Genomic DNA, 20035 nt, shown 5'->3' on the forward strand with positions numbered 1-20035 from the left:
ATAAGCGCTTTTCGCTTCGCAAAACCAATTATCAACAGATTCTAATTCTCGTGGTCATATTGCAAATTACTACTTAAAAGTTTAGCAAAGGCTTTTGCGCTCATCGGTTGGCCGTATAAGAAACCTTGTCCCTCGTCGCAAGCACATTGGTTTAGTAAGCGTAGTTGTTCAACCGTTTCAATACCCTCAGCAAGTACCTTAAGTTTTAGGCCATGCCCCATTGCAATAATTGCTTCGACAAGAGAAGCATCACTATAATCGTGGATGCAATTTTGTACAAATGATTGATCAATTTTAAGCTTTGAGATAGGAAATGCTCGTAAATAATTTAGACTTGAATAACCTGTACCAAAATCATCAATAGCTAAATTAATGCCAATTTTGTTTAATTGTTGCAGGGTTTGTAAATTTTGTTTCCGATTATCCATAATAGTAGTTTCTGTTAATTCGATTTCCACGTATTTGGGATCGAGTTTTGACTCATCTAAAGCAAGTTCAATTTGATCGACAAAATTCTCTCGCGTCAATTGAACTCCAGATACGTTAATAGCCACATAAATTTGTTTAAGTCCCCTATTTTGCCAATCTTTATTTTGCAAGCAGGCGTTGCGAAAAATCCATTCCCCTAAAGGCACAATAATTCTCGATTCTTCAGCGATAGGAATGAATTGCAGGGGATGTATAACTCCTTTTCTGGGATGTTTCCAGCGAACTAACGCTTCAACACCAACAATTTGTCCGCTTTTTAAGTCAATGATTGGCTGATAAAGCAAGAAAAATTCATTATTGGCTAAGGCGTTACGCAGCTCAATTTGCATTGCCAGGCTTTTTTCAGTGTGTCTCTTCATTGATTGATCATAAAGTCTGTAGTTATTGCGCCCCTGGTTTTTAGCAAGGTACATTGCAATGTCTGCATTTTTAAGTAAATTTGCTGCGTCTGTGCCATCTTTGGGATAAAGGCTCACACCGATGCTTGCGGTCACGACTATTTCCTGATGCGAAAGCTGCATAGGCCTTGTGACTGTATCGAGCATTTTTTGGGTTAATTTTATTACATCACTGTATTTATTCGTGATAAATAAGATAATAAATTCATCGCCGCCAAAGCGTGCTACTGTATCACTTTCGCGTGTATTTTGGGTTAATCGCTTGGCGACTTCCTTTAATAAAATATCACCTATGTTATGACCAAGATTATCATTAATTAATTTAAAGTTATCGATATCAAGGAATAGCAAAAATAATTTGGTTTGATAGCGTTTGGCATAAGCAATTCCTTGATTAATTCGATCGAATAATAAAGTTCGATTTGGTAATCCAGTGAGAAGATCATGCGTGGCTTGAAAAGCCAACTGCCGTTCCATTTGTTTTCTTAACGTAATATCACGGAAACTCCATGTTCTACCAACAATTATATTACGCATCCAGTGAGGCTTAGAGTACCATTCAAAAACCCTATTTTCGTCAATAATGATTTCATCAAAAATCTCATGGGATGGACTGCTTGTATTTTCTTCTAAAATTTTCAGGAATTCATTTGGGCTCTTTATTTGTTTTAAGGCCTCACTAATAAAAAATTGTAAATTTGGATTTGTAATAAAGATTTGAGGGATTTGCCACATATCCAAAAATTTTTGATTGTAGTATTCCACATGACCTTTAAGATCAATAACTAAAATGCCGTCTGCGGTTGACTCTAGTGTCGATTTAGTAATCGCCAGCGCTCTCTCTAATTCGTTTGCACGGTTACTGACACGCTCTTCGAGTAGTTGATTAAGGGTGTCAAGGTTGATATTTTTATAACGTAACGTCAATGTATTAATCAGAAATTTATTAACGAAATAACAACAGGCAAAAATGATGGGTATATAGATTAGTCCACATAATCCTAGAAGAATATAAACGCCGCCTTGGAAAAATAACCAAGCAACAAATGGGATGATAGTGGGGAAAAGAAACAGCGCATAAATGAATGTAATTGGGGAGAAAAATGGAATTGAGCCGGCTGTAATGGCAAAGATAATAATTAGCACAAAAGTTTGATGCAGAAGATTGTTCGCAGGAACTAATACTGAACCGGCAAACCCCCATCCTACACCAGCAATAAAGGCAAAAAATGCGAGTAACCAGAACCAAATGTACTTGGTCGCTAAATTCTGATTTTGTCGGTAATAATGGGTAATGACATACCAGGATGTATAGACCAGAAACATATAAAAAAGCCACGATATGACTAGATAATTTGCACTCACGTTCCATAACGATACTGCAAGAAAAATTGCCGCCAAAAAATGGATAATTATTCCAAAGGAATTTTGCTTATAAAACAATCGAATTTGGTCGGCAAGAATCTTGTTGGCTAAGGATGAATTTCCGTCTTTATGCTTAGAAAAGAAGGCTACTTTCTTGAGAGAATTTAGGTCCATTAATGAATTAGCCTCCAGGTTAAAAATAGCTTTCTTTAGGGCTTATAAATTATTATAGTCAAACCATAATGGCTTGGTGAGGTATCGCTAATCCCAATCAAATCGCTTGCTATACTAGAAGACGATGCACTTTGAAAAGTGATTCACTGCCATCAAGAATAGAATCAAACTTTGCAGTGGTGGTGGGTTCTCTGGATCAGAACAATAGCTAGGTGCCAAATGTTTAAGAAGATTCTAGTGAGCAATCGCGGGGAAATTGCTCTGCGTATTGTGCGCGCATGTAAAGAAATGGGAATTGCCGCTGTAACGATTTACAGTGAAATCGATCGCTTTGCTTTGCATGTGAAACGTGCCTCTCATGCACATTGTTTAAGCGCAAGCCCTCTGGAAGCTTATTTAAATGGCCATCGAATTATCGAATGTGCTAAGGCAGCTGGCTGTGAGGCGATTCATCCTGGTTATGGTTTTTTATCCGAAAATCCAGATTTTGCAGAAGCTTGTGAGAACGCTGGACTTGTGTTTATTGGCCCATCTCCTACGGTTATTGCAATGATGGGTTCGAAAGTAGCCGCAAGACAAACGATGGAGCGGGCTGGGATTCCCGTTATTCCAGGGAGTGACAAAAGTTTAAGCTCGGTGGATGAAGCAATCGCTTGTGCAGAACATTTAGGGTATCCTGTGATGTTGAAGGCAACTTTCGGTGGGGGCGGGCGTGGGATTAGGTTTTGCCAGAATGCTAACCAGATACGCCAACAATATGCACGTGCCCAGTCTGAAGCGAATAAAGCCTTCGGGGTAGCCCAGGTGTTCATGGAGAAATACATCAATCATCCCCGTCATATTGAGGTGCAAATACTGGCAGATAATTACGGTAACGTTTTACATTTATTCGAACGAGATTGTTCGATCCAACGCCGTCATCAAAAATTAGTGGAAATAGCTCCCTCCCCGCAGATGGATGGTGCTACTCGACAGTTACTTTACACCTATGCTATCAAAGCAGCCAAAGCGACGGGTTATACAAATGCCGGTACGGTTGAATTTATATTAGATGAGGATAACCGGATTTATTTTTTAGAGATGAATACGCGCTTACAGGTTGAGCATCCTGTTACTGAGCAAATTACGGGCATTGATATCGTGCAGCAACAAATCCGCATTGCTGCAGGGGAAAAACTGGCCATGACGCAAAAACAAATTTCTCAGCGGGGTTTCGCTATTGAATTCCGTATCAATGCAGAAGATCCTCAAAATGATTTTCTCCCGAGTTTTGGTCGGATTACTCGGTATTACCCCTCAGGAGGTCCAGGGGTTCGAACGGATAGTGCAATTTATACAGGCTATGTAATTCCTCCAGATTTTGATTCTTTATGCGCTAAGCTTACTGTTTGGAGTTTAGATTGGCCTACAGCAATTTGCCGCGCCCGCAGAGCACTTGAAGAAATGAGGTTGTTTGGAGTGAAAACAACAATTCCGTATTATCTCGAGATGCTAAAATCAGAGGAATTCCAGCAAGGTAAGCTGCATACTGGTTTAGTTGATACACATCCCGAGTGGCTACGCTACTCGAACAAATCCCTTCCCCAACACAAGGCCGCAGTGATTGCTGCGGCGATTGCTACGTATGCTAAATCAGTAAAGAGTTAATTCTCCTATTCCCGAAATCTCAAGACTTCGAATGCGGAATATAAACTTAAAATACAGAATTTAAGTCGTAGTTATCGATCAAACGAATATCACCGATTCTTACTGCAGCGAAGCGTCGGCCTTCATATTCTTCGACGTATTCAACGGTAATATCATGGTTTTTAAGTTCTTCGCTAATCTGTTCGCAGGATTTTCCTTGATGAAAAATTCCAGCAAATTTTTCTGCCTCAACACGCTGGGCAGGGGAAAGGCGATTGTTCCGAGAACTGTAAGCTAGGCCACTCGCTTCGCGAATTGTAGGGCAGGCTTTGATTTCGGTAGTCATAAAAAAAGCTTTAACCATATCACGAATTAACAAGTACTGTTGATAATCTTTTTCGCCAAAATAAGCTCGATTTGGTCTTACAAGGTTAAGTAATTTCATCACTATGGTAAGAACACCGGTAAAATGCCCAGGCCTTTGTTTTCCCTCCATAAGTTGGCAAAGTTTACTTTCTTGTAATTGGTAGCGATAACCGTCTGCATACATGGCTTGTTCGCTGGGGAGTATACAAAAATCGACACCTGCTAACTTAAGAAGTTCCAGATCCCCGGTGAGCGTCCGAGGATAATTAGCGAAATCCTCGCGCTGATTAAACTGGGTTGGATTGATAAAGAGACTAGTAACCGTATAATCATTCTCTTGCTTAGAGATACTAAACAATGAACGATGGCCTGCATGCAAATTCCCCATAGTGGGAGCAAAGCCAATTGATGAATTCGGTGAAATAGACTGACGAAAGGCTATCCATTCGTTAACATCATGAAAAACTTGCATAAAAACTCCTGATGAATCGTATGGTAATTGTGAAGGAGTAGATTAGGTTCGCGACCCAACCTACTCAGTGGATTGGGTTTACCTAGAATGCTTGCTCTGCAGTTGGGAACTCGGCTTGGTGCACTTCGTATGCATAAGCGTTGATTGCTGCTAGCACTATTTCTTTAGTTTGCGAATAATGTTTTACAAATTTGGGTTTGAACTCTGTTTGTAAGCCTAAGAGATCATGCCAAACCAATACCTGCCCATCTGTATCGACTCCCGCACCAATACCGATAGTGGGAATTGCTAAAGAATCGGTAATTGCCTTTGCCAATTGTTGAGGTACACACTCAATGACCAAAGCAAAACATCCTGAGGCCTCCAAATTTTTGGCCTGTTGCATCAAAAGCGCAGCTTGTTCTTGCTCTTTTCCTTGCACTTTATAACCGCCTAATTGATGGACGGATTGTGGCGTTAAACCAATGTGTCCGATAACTGGTACGCCAGCCGCAACAAGGTAGGAAATGGTTTGACAAGTATTTGGGTCGCCCCCTTCTATTTTTACCGCATGCGCTCCTGCTTGCAGAAGACGCTTTACATTAGCAATGGTCTCCGATAACGATGCGCGGTGGCCTAAAAAGGGAAGATCCGCAATTAAAAAATGGTTTTCCAAACCACGCGCCACAGCTTGGGTATGTAGTTCCATCATGTCTATCGTTGCCATGATCGTCGTTTCGTGACCATGCACTGCCATAGCTACTGAATCGCCAACGAGGACACAATCAATATTTGATTCAGCGATGATGCGGGCAGAGGGATAATCATAGCAAGTCAGCATGCTTATTTTCGATTTTTGCTGCTTTTTTCGTTTGAAATCATGGACTTTCATGCTGACCTCCTTAAATTTGAAAATGGCAGATGAAAGGCAGGGGAGCATAAAAAAACAGGTACCTGTCTCATGGATCAAGTCCTCCGTAGGGATTATATTAAAGGGTCACCGCTTATGAATAAGTCGATGCGCTACAATTACCAAGAAAACCCTGTAATTGCTGACTGCGATCATAAATGACGCGCATGAAAATGCAAGATGGGTTATGATTTCCATTTTTTGTGAATTAGGCATTTTTATGATTCTGATTGATAAATTAAACACCCCAGGAGACCATCCTTTTGTTTTTTCGGGTTTAATTGGCCAGCTCGAAGGGGTTATAACCATGCCGGCAAATGCAATGACGAATTGTATTGCCTTACTTGGACACCCGCATTCATTGCAAGGCGGCACAATGAATAATAAGGTCGTCACGACTATGGCGCGTGCGTGTAAGGAATTGGCGATTCCCAGTTTACGGTTTAATTTTCGCGGAGTTGGCCTGTCAGAGGGAGTATATGATGCAGGCCAAGGAGAAAGCGAAGACATGTTGGCGTTAATGCACCTTTGCCAGGAGGAAATACCGACAGCCCAATTTATTTTTGCTGGGTTTTCATTTGGATCCTATGTTGCGTATCGCGCCGCAGCCCATGCAGACTCTAAGCTTTTAATCACAATTGCTCCTCCGGTGCACCACTATAATTACCGCGAATTTACTCCTCCTCATCCCTGGCTAATTATGCAGGGGGACGAGGATGAAGTTGTGCCTTTATCGCTTGTCCTTGATTTTGCAAACGAAATTTCCCCTCCTTTACCGACGCATCGTTTTGCGGAAACAAGCCATTTTTTCCATGGCAAGTTGATTGAACTTAAAGAGCAACTCGTTAAATCGATTTTAGCACAGGTTGTCAAACGATGATTTTGATAGAGCACTATGAGGCTGCTGTTGCGCGCGGCGATATTGCTGATGATCCGGCACAGCGGCAGATTTTACTGTCTATGCAGCGACTTGTTGATGATTTAGCTCGGCCTAAGTCTTGGCTTCCTTGGCGAAAAGAAAAAATAAAGGGAATTTATTTACATGGCCCAGTAGGTGTAGGGAAAACGTATTTGATGGATTTGTTTTATCAATATGCTTCCGAACAACAGAAGGCTCGGTTTCATTTCCACCACTTCATGCAACAAATTGATTCACAATTACGATTGCGGCAAGGGCAAAAAGATCCTTTACGCCACATTGCTGCAGATATTGGCAAAAGTATTCGTTTGCTCTGTTTTGATGAATTCCTTGTTCACGATGTGGCTTATGCGATGATCTTAGCCGAATTTTTAAAGGCCTTATTGTCGAACGGGGTCATTTTGGTCGTGACTGCGAACACTCGGCCGGAAGATTTATATCTAAACGGGGTCCAACGTAAGCGGTTTCTTCCGGCAATCAAGTTAATCCAAAATCGGTGTGAAGTGATTAGCTTAAGTCATCAAAGGGATTATCGTCTTGGCAGAGAACCTTTGATTGAGACCTATTTATGCCCCTTAAACGAAAAGAACGATGCAATTTTAGCTGCGCAGTTCGAGCAATTAGCGAAAATTGTGCAAGAGAATGGTGTATTGCAAATTCAAAATCGCGGTATCCCGTTTATCAAATGTGGCAAACAGGAAATATGGTTCGATTTTAAAGTGATTTGCAATTTGCCGCGCAGTAATCTGGATTATTTAGAAATAGCTGAGCGTTTTGATACGGTGTTTGTCAGCGGAATTCCCCAACTAGGTGAAAAAGATACAGTGTTTGCGCTTTTGTTAATCCATCTTGTCGATGTGCTATACGATCGCGGCATAAGATTAATTATTTCGGCAGCTGTACCTTTAGACAGTTTGTATGTTCAGGGGGAGGTGAAAGAGGAATTTAAGCGCACTTTAAGCCGGTTGCAAGAAATGCAGGCAGTGGATTATTTGCGGCGCCACCCTTGGCGGCACGAACATGATTTAACGAGTTTATTGTAAATTTGCTGAGTATAATGATAAGCTTAGCTGTTCCTAAGTTGTTATTATTATTTCATTGCATGGATTGCTATGTGGCTTGTATGGGTTGCTTTATCTAGGCCTTATACTTTCATCGTGTTGGCCTTAATGCTGTTAATTATTGGCCCGTTAGCGATATTACGGACTCCCACCGACATTTTTCCTAATATAGATATCCCGGTGGTCAGCGTACTGTGGACTTATACTGGAATGCCTCCACAAGATATGGCTGATCGTTTAACCAGTGTTTTTGAACGAGCGGTAACAACCACAGTCAACGATATTGAACACATAGAATCCTCGTCACTGCTTGGAGTGAGTGTGACGAAATTATTTTTCCACCCCGGTGTCAAGATTGCAAACGCTCTGAGTGAAGTCACTGCGATTGGTCAAACGCTGCTAAAGATGATGCCGCCCGGAACCACGCCACCACAAATTTTAAGCTATAACGCATCTTCGGTTCCTGTTTTGCAATTGGTGTTATCGAGTAAAACGCTACCTGAGCAAGATCTGAATGATTTAGGGAATAATTTTATCCGCACTCAACTTGCTACAGTGCAGGGGGCTGCGCTGCCTTTCCCCTATGGGGGTAAATTAAGGCAGGTGCAAGTTGATTTGAATCTTAAAAAAATGCAAACCTACGGCGTTTCTGCGCAGGATATTAATCAGGCAATTAATGCACAAAACCTAATTTTGCCTGCAGGAACACAAAAAATAGGATTGTATGAGTATTATGTGACCTTGAATGCAAGTCCTAAGTCTGTTGATGAAATGAATAATTTTCCTGTAAAGGCAATTCCAGGCGGCGTGCTTTATGTTCGCGATGTGGCTCATGTTCGCGATGGATTTCCACCCCAAACGAACGTAGTCACTGTGAATGGGCAGCGGGCAGTAATGATGTCAGTGATTAAAACAGGTGAGGCGTCAACTTTAGATATAGTGAATCGGGTAAAAGCACTCATTCCTTTGTTGCGCGATATGATGCCGCCTGCATTAAAACTATCAGTGCTCGGCGACCAGTCCATCTTTGTGACTGCTGCAATTAAAGGGGTCATTCGTGAGGGGGTTATCGCAGCCTGTTTGACTGGATTAATGATTCTCATCTTCCTAGGCAGTTTGCGCAGTACTTTTATTATCACCCTATCTATCCCATTATCGATTCTTGCTTCGCTTGCAGTTTTATCTGCTTTAGGTGAAACGATTAACATCATGACTCTCGGTGGCTTAGCGCTTGCGGTGGGTATTTTGGTTGATGATGCCACAGTGGCTATTGAAAACATCAATTGGAATTTGGAGCAGGGCAAGGATGTGGATACGGCAATACTTGATGGTGCGAAGCAAATCGCAATTCCTGCTTTGGTTTCCACAATCTCGATATGTATTGTTTTTGTGCCGATGTTTTACCTTGGGGGGGTTGCCCAATATTTATTCGCGCCACTGGCTGAGGCTGTTATTTTTGCAATGCTTGCGTCTTACATTTTGTCACGTACTCTTGTTGCAACATTAGCTAAATACTTACTTAAGCGACATGAGCCTGAAGAATCGCAAAGCGGCATCCGCAATCCACTTGTACGTATTCACCAAGGTTTCGAAAAGCGGTTTGAACAGTTCCGTCATGGTTACCATTCTTTACTGGAAAAAGCCTTAAGCCATAGTAAATTATTTGTGATTGCTTTTCTTGGATTCATTTTAGTTTCACTTATCCTTTTGGCCCCTTGGCTTGGATCCAATTTCTTTCCTGATGTGGATGCCGGGCAAATTAAATTGCATTTTCAGGCTCCTACAGGTACGCGTGTTGAGGAAACTGCACGTTTAGCAGGGGAAATTGATGCATTAATCCGTAAAGCTATTCCAAAAAATGAGTTAAGCAGTATTGTTGCTAACATTGGTTTGCCAACCAGCGGGATCAACTTGTCATACAGCAACTCAGCGACTAATGGTGCCAGTGATGCTGATATTTTGATTTCTCTCAAGGAAAACCATAAACCAGTAAAAGATTATATCCGCGAACTAAGACCGCAATTACAGGAAAAATTTCCAGGTGTAACTTTCTCCTTTTTGCCCGCGGATATCGTGAACCAAATCCTCAATTTTGGCTTGCCTTCCGTGATCGACATTCAGATAATCGGCTGGAAAGAAAAAGAGAACCGTCGTCACGCAAGGATGTTATTAGACCGGGTAAAACATATTCCTGGTGTTGTCGATGCGCATTTTCGCCAAGCGTTTAATTATCCAAATATTTTAGTGGAAGCCAATCGTAGCCGGGCGCGTGAGCTAGGTTTTAGTCAATTTGATATTGCTAATAATTTGTTGATTACTCTTTCGGGTAGTTTCCAAACAACACCCAACTTTTGGGTCAACCCCAAAAATCATGTTTCTTATTCGATTGCTACACAGGCACCGCAATATTACCTGGATTCGCTGCAAGCGCTAAAAAATATTCCCATTACTAATGCAACGACAGGAGTGCAGGCACAGATTTTAGGTGCGCTGAGCAAAAATAAACGGTTATCAGTTCCGGTGGTTGTTTCTCATTACAATGTTCAGCCTGTTATTGATATTTTTGCTTCTGTACAAGATACTGATCTGGGAACAGTGGCTAAAGCGATTAATAAAATTCTTGACGAGACAAAGAAGGATGTCCCTCTGGGATCATCGGTGGTTGTTCGGGGACAAATAGACACGAAAGAAAAAGCGTTCACAGGTTTATACATTGGACTTATCTTTTCTATCGTTTTAGTTTATTTACTGATTGTGATAAATTTTCAGTCCTGGCTTGACCCGTTTATTATTATCACCGCCTTGCCTGCTGCCCTTGCTGGTATTGTGTGGATGTTATTCCTTACTCATACCACGCTAAGTGTTCCCGCCTTAACAGGGGCAATCATGTGTATGGGAGTGGCCACAGCAAACAGTATTTTAGTTATTAGCTTTGCAAGACAACACATGAGGGAAGGAAACGATCCCCTAAGTTCTGCACTTGAAGCAGGCAGAACACGATTGCGTCCCGTGTTGATGACTGCGTTGGCCATGATCATCGGTATGTTGCCTATGGCACTTGGCATGGGTGAAGGAGGTGAGCAAAATGCGCCTCTAGGACGAGCTGTCATTGGCGGTTTATCTTTTGCCACCGTAGCTACTTTGTTTTTTGTTCCCACCATTTTTTATATTATTCATAATTATCTTCATAAAAAGGAGCTGGGAGAAAAGAATGACTGAGGAAAGTCACTTGCCAAAGAAATCGAAGCTCTTGCGCAATATTCTTGTGGTCATTTGTCTCGCTTTATTATTTGCTTTGTTCATTATTTTTTCGCGTATACAAGCGAATACAAAATTACGAAAGTATACCAATACTCAATCAACCCTGGTTGTTGCAACCCTCGTAACGAAGCCTGGTCCTGCAGCAGAAGAAATCATTTTGCCAGCCACCGTCCAAGCTTGGCACGATGCTACCATTTATGCCCGTACAAATGGTTATATCAAAAACTGGTATGTTGATATTGGTAGCCGAGTTAAAGAAGGTGATTTGCTTGCTGAAATCGAAGCCCCTGAGGTCAATGCACAATTGCATCAAGCAGAGGCTGATTTAAATACTGCCATCGCGAATGAAAATATAGCAGCCATAACCGCAAAACGGTGGGTTAACTTACTGAAATCGGCTTCTGTATCTAAACAAGAAACCGATGAAAAAATCAGTACCCAACAAGCGACAGCAGCGTTGAAATTAGCAGCCCAAGCCAACCGGGATCGTTTAAGGGATCTTGTCAGCTACGAAAGGGTTGTTGCGCCCTTTGATGGTGTGATTAGCCAACGCTCTATCGATATTGGCTCATTGATTAACGCAGGAAGTGGAACAAATGTATTTCCTTTGTTCCATATTGTGCAAGCGCATCGCTTACGTGCTTATGTGCAAATCCCGCAAACTTATGTGGCAAATATCAAACCGGATATGGAAGTTTCTTTGTATTTCTCCGAGCATCCTGGGAAAAGTTTCCCTGCGAAACTTTACCAAACAGCAGACGCAATAAATCCTGTAACCCTTACCCTGCTTGCGCAATTCTGGGCAGATAATCCTGATGGGGAGCTTTTGCCAGGCGGTTTTACAGAGATGCATTTTAAGATGCCGCTTTCGCAAAAATTGATTCGTATTCCTGTGAATGCACTGCTCTTTAGATCTGAGAATTTGCAAGTCGCTGTGGTTGATGGCAATAATACCGTGAAATTGCGCTCAATCACTGTGAGTAGGGATTTTGGTAATGAAGTTGAAGTTAGCACGGGGTTACAAGCAGGAGAGCGTATTGTGTTAAATCCGCCGGATTCGCTCATGGATGGTCAGAAAGTAAGGTTAGCACCCGATAATAATGATGGGCTTAAAGAGCCAGCGGCAAAATGAATAGACTTCTTGGCAAACTCTACAACGGAGGCGAATTGCGTTTGCGATACGGCATTAGAAAATTCAGTCTACTTAGCCTCATCACCAGCTTACTGCTTGGTTGCTCTTTTGCACCGAAGTATCAGCGTCCTCCCATGCCAATTCCAGTCCAATATAAAGAAACAAAAGGCTGGAAACCTGGTTTAGGATTAGCTGCATTAAATAAGGCAGAGCACTGGTGGGAAGTTTTCGATGATCCAGTCTTGAATGACCTGGAAAATAAGTTAACCGTTGCAAACCAAGATCTAAAAGCCGCTTTTGCCCGTTTCCAGGAAGCTCGAGCCGCAGTCCAGGTTGCGCGTTCAGCCTATGTGCCTTGGTTATCGGGATTTACGAATGCGAACACTCAGCAAACCTCTAAGCATGTGGCCAATCCTAACAATCATAGGCGCTACAGCGACTTATTAGTAGGAGGGGATTTGCGCTATGAACTTGATGTTTGGGGACGCATACGCAATACGGTCGCTGCGAGTGAAAGCACCGCGGAGGCGAGTGCTTCTGACCTTGCTGCATTAACGCTGAGCATGCATGCTGAATTGGCTGCCGATTATTTTAGATTGAGGGGCGATGAGGCTGCCCAACGAGTTCTGGATGATACCGTAGTCGCTTATGAAAAAGCCTTGTATTTAACCCGTAAACGCTATTCTGGGGGAGCAGCTCCCATTGCTGATGTGGATGAAGCTCAAGCCCAACTCGAGAATGCTAAAACCTTAGCAAGCGACATGCGTTTAAATCGGGCCCAGCTTGAACATGCTATTGCTGTCTTAGTGGGAGAAATCCCTGCCAACTTTACTATGCCTTCGGCGGTAAGGAAAATGAAGTTAGTTTCAGTGGATCCTGAACTTCCCTCGACTCTTTTAGAGCGTAGACCCGATATTGCTGCTGCCGAACAACGTGTGCAGGCTGCCAATTTTGAGATCGGTGTGGCTTGTGCTGCGTTTTTTCCTACCATCACACTTACAGCCGTTGGCGGTGTTGAAAGCCGATCATTAGCTAATTTGTTTACTAAACCAAGCATATTTTGGTCTTTAGGGCCGCCTAACGCGATTTTTTCTCAACCTCTCGCAAAAGTATTGCTCTATGATGGCGGGTATCTCTCAGGATTATTAAAGTCAGCAAAAGCAAGCTATTATGAAACGGTTGCTCAATATCGGCAAACTGTGCTTACTGCTTTTCAAGAAGTGGAGGATGGACTAGCAGCAATTCGTTGGCTTGATAAAGAAGAACAAAGTCAAATAGCTGCGACTGCTGCCGCTAGTCGTGCTTTAAAGCAGGCTAATGACCGCTATGTGGGGGGTATTACTAACTACCTTGATGTCATTGTGTACGAAAACCTTGCGTTACAAGCTGAACTTTCGTTAGTGGACATACGCACGCGTCGTCAGCTTGCAAGTGTCCAGCTCATTAAATCGTTGGGAGGTGGTTGGAATTGCCCGACAAAATGTGCTGTGAGTTGTCCGGTGAAGAAGGGTTGCTCTGCCGCGTAATAGCTCACCGGAGGTCCTTTTAACTTGCTCTTATTTTAAGGAAAAAAATATGGCTAAAGTTCTTTGTGTTCTCTATGATGATCCGGTCGAGGGTTATCCAAGCATTTACGCACGAGATGATCTGCCTAAAATTGAACGCTATCCCGATGGTCAAACCCTGCCGACACCCAAAACGATTGATTTTAAACCAGGCGAGCTACTAGGTAGCGTATCCGGAGCGTTGGGTTTACGTAAGTTTCTTGAGGATGGAGGTCATCGTTTTATCGTGACTTCAGATAAAGATGGCCCAAATTCGGTTTTTGAAAAAGAATTAGTTGATGCTGATGTTGTGATTTCACAGCCTTTTTGGCCCGCATATTTGACTGCAGAGCGCCTTGCCAAGGCAAAGAGCTTAAAATTAGTCATTACTGCAGGGATCGGATCAGATCATGTGGATTTGCAAGCTGCCATTGATAAAAATATTACGGTTGCTGAAATCACTTATTCCAATAGCATTAGTGTTGCTGAGCATGTGGTGATGATGATTTTGGCTCTAGTGAGAAACTATCTTCCCGCGCACCAATGGGTAGTGGATAGAGGATGGAATATTGCTGACTGCGCAAGTCGATCTTATGATCTTGAAGGGATGACGGTTGGCACTGTTGCTGGAGGCCGAATTGCTTTGGCTGTATTAAGACGCCTAAAACCCTTTGATGTAAAACTACATTATACAGATAAGCATCGCTTGCCTGAAACGATTGAGAAGGAATTGGGTCTTGTTTTCCATGACAATGTGGAGTCTTTAGTGCGTGTTTGTGATGTAGTCTCGATTCATTGTCCACTTACCCCAGAAACCGATAATCTGTTTGATGAGCAATTGATTAGCAAAATGAAACGAGGTGCTTACCTGATTAACACAGCACGTGGCAAAATTTGTAATCGTGAGGCGGTAGTCAGAGCCTGTGAAAATGGCCAACTTGCAGGATATGCAGGGGATGTTTGGTTTCCCCAACCTGCTCCCAAAGATCACCCTTGGCGGACAATGCCGCACCATGGAATGACTCCACATATTTCTGGTACTTCACTTTCAGCACAAGCGCGTTATGCTGCAGGTACGCGTGAAATATTAGAATGTTGGTTTGAGGGTCGACCTATTCGCGATGTCTATTTGATTGTTAATCAAGGGAAACTTGCAGGGACAGGCGCCCACTCTTATACCGCTGGAAATACAACAGCCGGTTCAGAGGAAGCGATTAAGTTCAAGGAGAATGTTTAACCTACATTCTGCAGTAGTTTTTTTATTTATGCTTCCTTAAAAGTGATTCTCCGCTGCTCGAATTGCTTTTGCCTCTTTATAAGCAAAAATAAACTCTACTGCGGAATGTGGGGTTTATTATTGCTTTTGTCTTCCCCACAGAATTTGAACTATGAGTACGCTATCGTATGTGAGTTGTTCAAATTTTGTGGAAATTCAAAGGGACAAGCTGCGGCTTGTAGGAAAAGTTTAAATAATGATTTCATTGGGGGATAGTATCGAATGGCCATATTTTTTCTAAATTGAGAATGATTATCGATATCATTTGTGTTAAACTTAATCTATCTGTCTTTTGTGATTGGATATCATGCGAATTACTGAACTAGTTAAGGGCGATCGAGTACGATTGGTTGATTTTGGTCGAACTGATTTACTCTACCGAAGACGGTTATTATCTCTCGGTATTACAAGAGGTGTGGAATTATTAATCGTAAGAGTAGCGCCTTTAGGATGCCCTGTTCAAGTAGAAGTACGAGGCACTTCATTGACTTTGCGGAAAGAAGAAGCTGGCTTACTGGAGTGGGAAAGGATATGACGCAGCTTTTATTAGTGGGTAACCCAAACTGCGGCAAAACCACTTTATTCAATGCACTTACCGGTTCAAACCAGCGAGTTGGGAACTGGCCAGGAGTAACCGTTGAAAAGAAAACTGGCAGTTTTTCCTTAGAGGGGCAAACAATACAGGTAACTGATCTCCCAGGCATTTATTCTTTAGCTTCTTCTGGGCAAAGCTCAAGCCTAGATGAACAAATCGCAGCCAAGGCGATTATCAGCCTTGACGCAGACCTCATTGTCAATGTGGTCGACGCTTGTCATCTAGAACGGCATTTGTACCTGACTAGTCAACTTCTTGAGTTAGGCAAGCCTGTGATTATTCTGCTTAATATGATGGATATCGCAGGGCAGCGGGGCATAAAGATTGATACTAAAAGGTTATCAACTGAGTTAAATACCCCTGTGCTCGGGATCCAAGCTCACAAGCAAGTTGGGTTTGCAGAGTTACGGCAAAAAATTCTTAACCCTGTTCAAGGTGCGAAACCGCTTAATTTAAACCTACCTGCATCAATCAAAAAATCCATAACCCATTTAGAACAACAACTGCTTGCCCAGAATATCGATTCGCATTATACGAGTTACTATGCGCGACGCATCATAGAGGGGGATCGGGAGTTACTCAACGAACTCTTGGGCAACAACGATAAAATTGAAATTGATGAAAACGATCTCGATATTATTCTTGCGGATGCGCGCTATCAAAAAATACATCAAATTGTAAAAAATGTGCAGCAAAAACAAAGTGATGCAAGTGAGCATTTTACTGCAAAATTGGATCGAATTGTTTTGCATCGCTATTGGGCTTTTCCCATCTTCTTTGCCATGATGTACCTCATGTTTTTGTTTGCAATTAACATTGGCGGCGCTTTTCAGGATTTTTTTGATATCAGTACTGATGCCATCTTTGTTCAAGGGAGTGCTAAGTTGTTAGCCTATTTCCAGACACCCGATTGGCTTATTGCATTAATTGCTAATGGTGTTGGTAAGGGAATTAATACGACCTTGACTTTCATTCCGGTCATTGCGTCGATGTTTTTCTTTTTATCGTTACTCGAAGCATCTGGCTATATGGCGCGAGCCGCTTTTGTTGTTGATAAAGCCATGCGCGCTATGGGTTTACCAGGAAAATCGTTTGTGCCAATGATTGTTGGTTTCGGCTGCAATGTCCCTGCAATTATGGCTGCGCGTACACTAGATTCGGAAAGAGATAGGCTGCTTACTGTATTAATGAGTCCGTTCATGTCTTGTAGTGCTCGTTTGGCTATTTATGCTGTGTTTGTGGCTGCTTTTTTCCCAACTGGAGGCCAGAATATTGTTTTTTCGCTTTATTTAATCGGTATCCTCATGGCGGTATTGACGGGATTTGTTTTACGAAAGACCAGCTTACGTGGTCAAGCTTCACCATTAATTCTGGAGTTGCCCGCTTACCATAGACCTGCGTTAAAGCGGTTAGTCAAAGAAACCGCTTTGCGCCTGCGCCATTTTGTTTTTCGTGCCGGACGCCTGATCATTCCAATATGTGTCATCTTAGGCGGCTTAAATGCGTTAACTGTTGATGGAGGAGTAAGTGCAAGTGAAGCTAACAGCCACTCTCTATTATCCTTATTAGGCCAGTGGTTAACACCCATTTTCGCACCTATGGGTTTACATCAGGATAACTGGCCAGCAACTGTTGGTCTATTAACAGGCATGTTGGCTAAAGAGGTAGTTGTTGGGTCTTTGAATTCTCTTTATGCGCAAATTGGACATGTGGGACAAGGGACTATGGCTCATTTTGATTTTTGGGGTTCTTTACAAGCGGCTCTGTGGTCAATTCCCCAGAATCTTGCTCAATTAGGAGAAGCATTAGTCAATCCAATTATCGCTAGTGCCCCAGATAGTGAGCTTTCTCAATCTGTCTATGGCATGATGGTTCAACGTTTTGATGGAAAGGTGGGGGCTTACGCGTACTTACTCTTTGTTTTGCTGTATATTCCGTGTGTTTCAACAATGGCCGTAATTCGCCAAGAAGCAAATCGCAAACTCATGTGGTTTTCTATTATTTGGTCATTTATTATTGCCTATGCCACAGCCGTATTATTTTATCAAATAGCGACATTTTCTGCCCACCCGCAGCAATCAATAACCTGGATACTGGTGATGCTGTTTTTGGTCGGCATTGCTTTTGGATTGTTGCGTAACAGAACACTGGATTTAGGAGGAGCTCATGCTGTTACAAATTCGTGATTATTTAAGTCGCCAACGAGTGGCAAGCAATCAGCAGATTGCCAGAGAGTTTCAAATTGATCTTCAGGCGTTACAACCCATGTTGGATCTTTGGCTTCGCAAGGGCGTAATCGCATGCTGCCAGGAAAAATCAGTTTGTCAAAGCAGCTGCTTTAAATGTAAGGCACAGCCTCCGATTTATTATCAAGTGGTGGAGTCTATTTGATAAAATCGTTATTTTAACTGGCAAATGGCACAAAGTTAATCATTTTTTACAATTTCTTGATGTTTTAAGCCCGTGCTCAGATACCTAATTTGCGCTAAGATAGTATAAAAGCTGATTGCAGGTATTGATATGGCAGATGTTGTGAGCGAAATTCCTGAAGCCCGTCTAGAAGTCGACATCGACAGCGATCCTGTTGCGATAGTTGAGCGTGTCTACCAATTGTGGTGGCATTGGGCTAACTTCGAGTTGTATGTAGTCAGTCCTTCGATACCTCCAGTTGCACCACCTATTATCATTGAACCTGAAATTGTCTCGGGCACTAATGAAAGGGAGTTTGTTTATAACATCCATGATCATGGATTTAAATTAACTACCTCTAAAAGTGAAGACATGTACACGGGTGGGATGTCAATGTGTAAACTTTTCAATACCATCGAGAAAATGATTTATTTGTTGATCGAACGGCTAAAATCGGGTGGCATTGATGAAGAAACGGAAGTACAGGTTGCCTTTGGTGGGCATATTATTGCTCAACGCAAGGCCTTCGAATCGGTCATTAACTTAGCCCACAATGTGGTTGTAACGAATTTCGATCCAGGTGAATGGGGTGAGAATTACCTACGAATAGTGAAACGATTGGCCGACAAGGGATATGGTTACCCACCCCCTGCGCCTCGGGAAACCCGTCTCGTGGCAGTGGCCCCAAGTTTCTCTCGCTAGAGAGAGGAGCTGCTCCATTTAATTTGTCTCGTGCATTGCTTTCTTGCTCTGAGTAATTTGATCAAGGCAATCAATATAGATCTTATTTAAATCCAAGTCTAAATAGGTAGCTTCTCGTTGCTCATCGACATTCCCCTTCTCGTAGGCAATAACCACAGAAAGTAATTCGCCGAGTTTGCCTTCATGGGAAAGCAGTGCTGCTTTAATCTCATCAGTCAGCGTAATTTTATCAATCAACTCTGCCATAGGGGCATCCATTAGGCTGTCTAAAACCGAGAGGAGTCCAACGGTGTAAGCACTGTTTGGGCAGATGTCTGGTTGATTTTCAGCAATTCTTTGCGCCATTTGCGCACGAATAAGCCCCGATTCAACGAGTTCTGCTGGTTTATTGGATACCTTTGTCATTGATAGCACCATCACCCAGTTTTTCAGATTTAAAATTCCTAACCGGATCACCGCTTGCTGAATCGATTCGATTGCTTGAAAACCCGAAAAAGCAACTGAATTTGCAATACTGAGCAGCCGGTAACTTAACATGGGATCAGCTTGAATGAGGTTAGCCACACTTTCTAGATCTGTATCAGGAAGTTGTAGTTTAGAGATTAATTCCAATAAATTTAATTTATTGGCGGCAATTGTTTCAGGCGCGTGTTGTTTGGGTTGAAAAAGAAAATCCCCACAATAATAGTCCATTGACATGGCTTTGCATCGATCAAAGTTAACGGGGGAACTAATGTCATAAGCGATTACCTTTCGCTCTCTTGCTTGGCTGTATTGCACTACCCGAGTGACATCCGCCGCCGACATCAAGTGCTCAGTCAGGGCTATGTAGTCTGCAAAATTTAACCAAGCAAGTTGCTGGGGATTATCGATAAGCAAGGCGATAGGGTATTTAGAAGCTTCTAGTTCATCTTGAGGGCACAATTGATTAATATCCGCTGCGTGAAGCTTTAATATGATAAGGTTCTTGATAGGGGGTTGGTGTTGCTCAATTAAAAATTGAAAGGCATAGGGGATGAAAAGTGGGAAGTGCTCTTCAATATTGCGCAATAGCGCTGAAAAATGATCAAATAACTGTTGATGCTCCTTCGCATGTCGATTGGCGATGATTTCTATGCCCACACACTCAAGTCGTGGATTATAGATTGGGCGCTTAACAAGCATGGGTATGTCCTTATTACCTCTCTAGTAAAAGAATAGTATGGGTTGAGTGGGATAGCGAACTGAAGGGATCAAACCAATGAATTTTGATCCTTTGCGCCAAAAAAACAGAGTGTTATACTGCACAGGTGTTTTGTTTTTTTTACGCTCTTTATGCGGTATTCATCAATGACTGAATTCAGGCTAGGTTATGCAA

15 protein-coding genes are annotated in these 20035 nt (G+C 42.4%); 11 read left to right on the top strand and 4 right to left on the bottom strand.

The genetic code is table 11. From position 1 onward, the window contains the following. Positions 1-41 precede the first annotated feature (41 nt). Positions 42-2426 (bottom strand): putative bifunctional diguanylate cyclase/phosphodiesterase, encoded by a 2385-nt coding sequence (locus LMI_RS01235; RefSeq protein ID WP_045098183.1) that lies wholly within the window; start codon positions 2424-2426, stop codon positions 42-44. A gap of 219 nt (positions 2427-2645) precedes the next feature. Here LMI_RS01235 and LMI_RS01240 point away from each other — a divergent pair, with 219 nt between their 5' ends. Further along, complete coding sequence (locus LMI_RS01240; RefSeq protein WP_045098184.1) at positions 2646-4073, top strand: acetyl-CoA carboxylase biotin carboxylase subunit; 1428 nt, start codon at positions 2646-2648, stop codon at positions 4071-4073. Positions 4074-4119: 46 nt separating this feature from the next. On the opposite strand, the gene panC is transcribed toward LMI_RS01240, so the two are convergent. Both panC and panB read right to left on the bottom strand, forming a co-directional pair. Next, positions 4120-4890: a pantoate--beta-alanine ligase gene (gene panC / locus LMI_RS01245; RefSeq protein WP_045098185.1), complete on the bottom strand. Its 771-nt coding sequence runs from the start codon at positions 4888-4890 to the stop codon at positions 4120-4122. Between the two features lie 82 nt (positions 4891-4972). Then, a complete protein-coding gene (gene panB / locus LMI_RS01250) occupies positions 4973-5761 on the bottom strand; it encodes a 3-methyl-2-oxobutanoate hydroxymethyltransferase (RefSeq protein WP_045098186.1) in 789 nt (262 codons plus the stop codon). A 238-nt stretch (positions 5762-5999) separates the two neighbouring features. Here panB and LMI_RS01255 point away from each other — a divergent pair, with 238 nt between their 5' ends. The 10 genes from LMI_RS01255 (at position 6000) to LMI_RS01300 (ending at position 18678) form a co-directional block, all read left to right on the top strand. After that, the gene (locus tag LMI_RS01255; RefSeq protein WP_045100491.1) at positions 6000-6659 is read left to right on the top strand and encodes an alpha/beta hydrolase; all 660 of its coding nucleotides are present in this window, start codon (positions 6000-6002) and stop codon (positions 6657-6659) included. Further along, on the top strand, positions 6656-7741 hold the full coding sequence (gene zapE, locus LMI_RS01260; RefSeq protein WP_045098187.1) for a cell division protein ZapE: 1086 nt from the start codon (positions 6656-6658) through the stop codon (positions 7739-7741). Before LMI_RS01255 ends, zapE begins: the two co-directional genes overlap by 4 nt. Positions 7742-7810: 69 nt before the next feature. Further along, a complete protein-coding gene (locus LMI_RS01265) occupies positions 7811-10978 on the top strand; it encodes an efflux RND transporter permease subunit (RefSeq protein WP_045098188.1) in 3168 nt (1055 codons plus the stop codon). Next, on the top strand, positions 10971-12152 hold the full coding sequence (locus tag LMI_RS01270; protein WP_045098189.1) for an efflux RND transporter periplasmic adaptor subunit: 1182 nt from the start codon (positions 10971-10973) through the stop codon (positions 12150-12152). Before LMI_RS01265 ends, LMI_RS01270 begins: the two co-directional genes overlap by 8 nt. Continuing rightward, positions 12149-13678, top strand: a complete 1530-nt coding sequence (locus LMI_RS01275) for an efflux transporter outer membrane subunit (RefSeq protein ID WP_082050680.1) — start codon at positions 12149-12151, stop codon at positions 13676-13678. The genes LMI_RS01270 and LMI_RS01275 overlap by 4 nt, the downstream gene beginning before the upstream one ends. Before the next feature lie 49 nt (positions 13679-13727). Further along, entirely contained in the window at positions 13728-14933 is a 1206-nt protein-coding gene (locus tag LMI_RS01280) for an NAD-dependent formate dehydrogenase (RefSeq protein WP_045098190.1), read from the top strand. Between the two features lie 346 nt (positions 14934-15279). Then, a complete protein-coding gene (locus tag LMI_RS01285; RefSeq protein ID WP_045098191.1) occupies positions 15280-15507 on the top strand; it encodes a FeoA family protein in 228 nt (75 codons plus the stop codon). Next, positions 15504-17753: a Fe(2+) transporter permease subunit FeoB gene (gene feoB / locus LMI_RS01290; RefSeq protein ID WP_045098192.1), complete on the top strand. Its 2250-nt coding sequence runs from the start codon at positions 15504-15506 to the stop codon at positions 17751-17753. Before LMI_RS01285 ends, feoB begins: the two co-directional genes overlap by 4 nt. Continuing rightward, complete coding sequence (locus LMI_RS01295; protein ID WP_045098193.1) at positions 17734-17958, top strand: FeoC-like transcriptional regulator; 225 nt, start codon at positions 17734-17736, stop codon at positions 17956-17958. The genes feoB and LMI_RS01295 overlap by 20 nt, the downstream gene beginning before the upstream one ends. A 129-nt stretch (positions 17959-18087) precedes the next feature. Next, positions 18088-18678, top strand: coding sequence for a hypothetical protein (locus LMI_RS01300; protein ID WP_045098194.1), 591 nt, complete (start codon positions 18088-18090; stop codon positions 18676-18678). Between the two features lie 18 nt (positions 18679-18696). On the opposite strand, the gene LMI_RS01305 is transcribed toward LMI_RS01300, so the two are convergent. Next, positions 18697-19842 (bottom strand): EAL and HDOD domain-containing protein, encoded by a 1146-nt coding sequence (locus LMI_RS01305; RefSeq protein ID WP_045098195.1) that lies wholly within the window; start codon positions 19840-19842, stop codon positions 18697-18699. Positions 19843-20035: the final 193 nt, after the last annotated feature.

It is taken from the genome of Legionella micdadei (genome assembly GCF_000953635.1).
Lineage (GTDB): Bacteria > Pseudomonadota > Gammaproteobacteria > Legionellales > Legionellaceae > Tatlockia > Tatlockia micdadei.

Coding starts and splice junctions, on each gene's coding strand:
- LMI_RS01235 (WP_045098183.1), bottom strand. CDS start 2,426: ATGGACCTAAATTCTCTCAAGAAAGTAGCCTTCTTTTCTAAGCATAAA.
- LMI_RS01240 (WP_045098184.1), top strand. CDS start 2,646: ATGTTTAAGAAGATTCTAGTGAGCAATCGCGGGGAAATTGCTCTGCGT.
- panC (WP_045098185.1), bottom strand. CDS start 4,890: ATGCAAGTTTTTCATGATGTTAACGAATGGATAGCCTTTCGTCAGTCT.
- panB (WP_045098186.1), bottom strand. CDS start 5,761: ATGAAAGTCCATGATTTCAAACGAAAAAAGCAGCAAAAATCGAAAATA.
- LMI_RS01255 (WP_045100491.1), top strand. CDS start 6,000: ATGATTCTGATTGATAAATTAAACACCCCAGGAGACCATCCTTTTGTT.
- zapE (WP_045098187.1), top strand. CDS start 6,656: ATGATTTTGATAGAGCACTATGAGGCTGCTGTTGCGCGCGGCGATATT.
- LMI_RS01265 (WP_045098188.1), top strand. CDS start 7,811: ATGTGGCTTGTATGGGTTGCTTTATCTAGGCCTTATACTTTCATCGTG.
- LMI_RS01270 (WP_045098189.1), top strand. CDS start 10,971: ATGACTGAGGAAAGTCACTTGCCAAAGAAATCGAAGCTCTTGCGCAAT.
- LMI_RS01275 (WP_082050680.1), top strand. CDS start 12,149: ATGAATAGACTTCTTGGCAAACTCTACAACGGAGGCGAATTGCGTTTG.
- LMI_RS01280 (WP_045098190.1), top strand. CDS start 13,728: ATGGCTAAAGTTCTTTGTGTTCTCTATGATGATCCGGTCGAGGGTTAT.
- LMI_RS01285 (WP_045098191.1), top strand. CDS start 15,280: ATGCGAATTACTGAACTAGTTAAGGGCGATCGAGTACGATTGGTTGAT.
- feoB (WP_045098192.1), top strand. CDS start 15,504: ATGACGCAGCTTTTATTAGTGGGTAACCCAAACTGCGGCAAAACCACT.
- LMI_RS01295 (WP_045098193.1), top strand. CDS start 17,734: ATGCTGTTACAAATTCGTGATTATTTAAGTCGCCAACGAGTGGCAAGC.
- LMI_RS01300 (WP_045098194.1), top strand. CDS start 18,088: ATGGCAGATGTTGTGAGCGAAATTCCTGAAGCCCGTCTAGAAGTCGAC.
- LMI_RS01305 (WP_045098195.1), bottom strand. CDS start 19,842: ATGCTTGTTAAGCGCCCAATCTATAATCCACGACTTGAGTGTGTGGGC.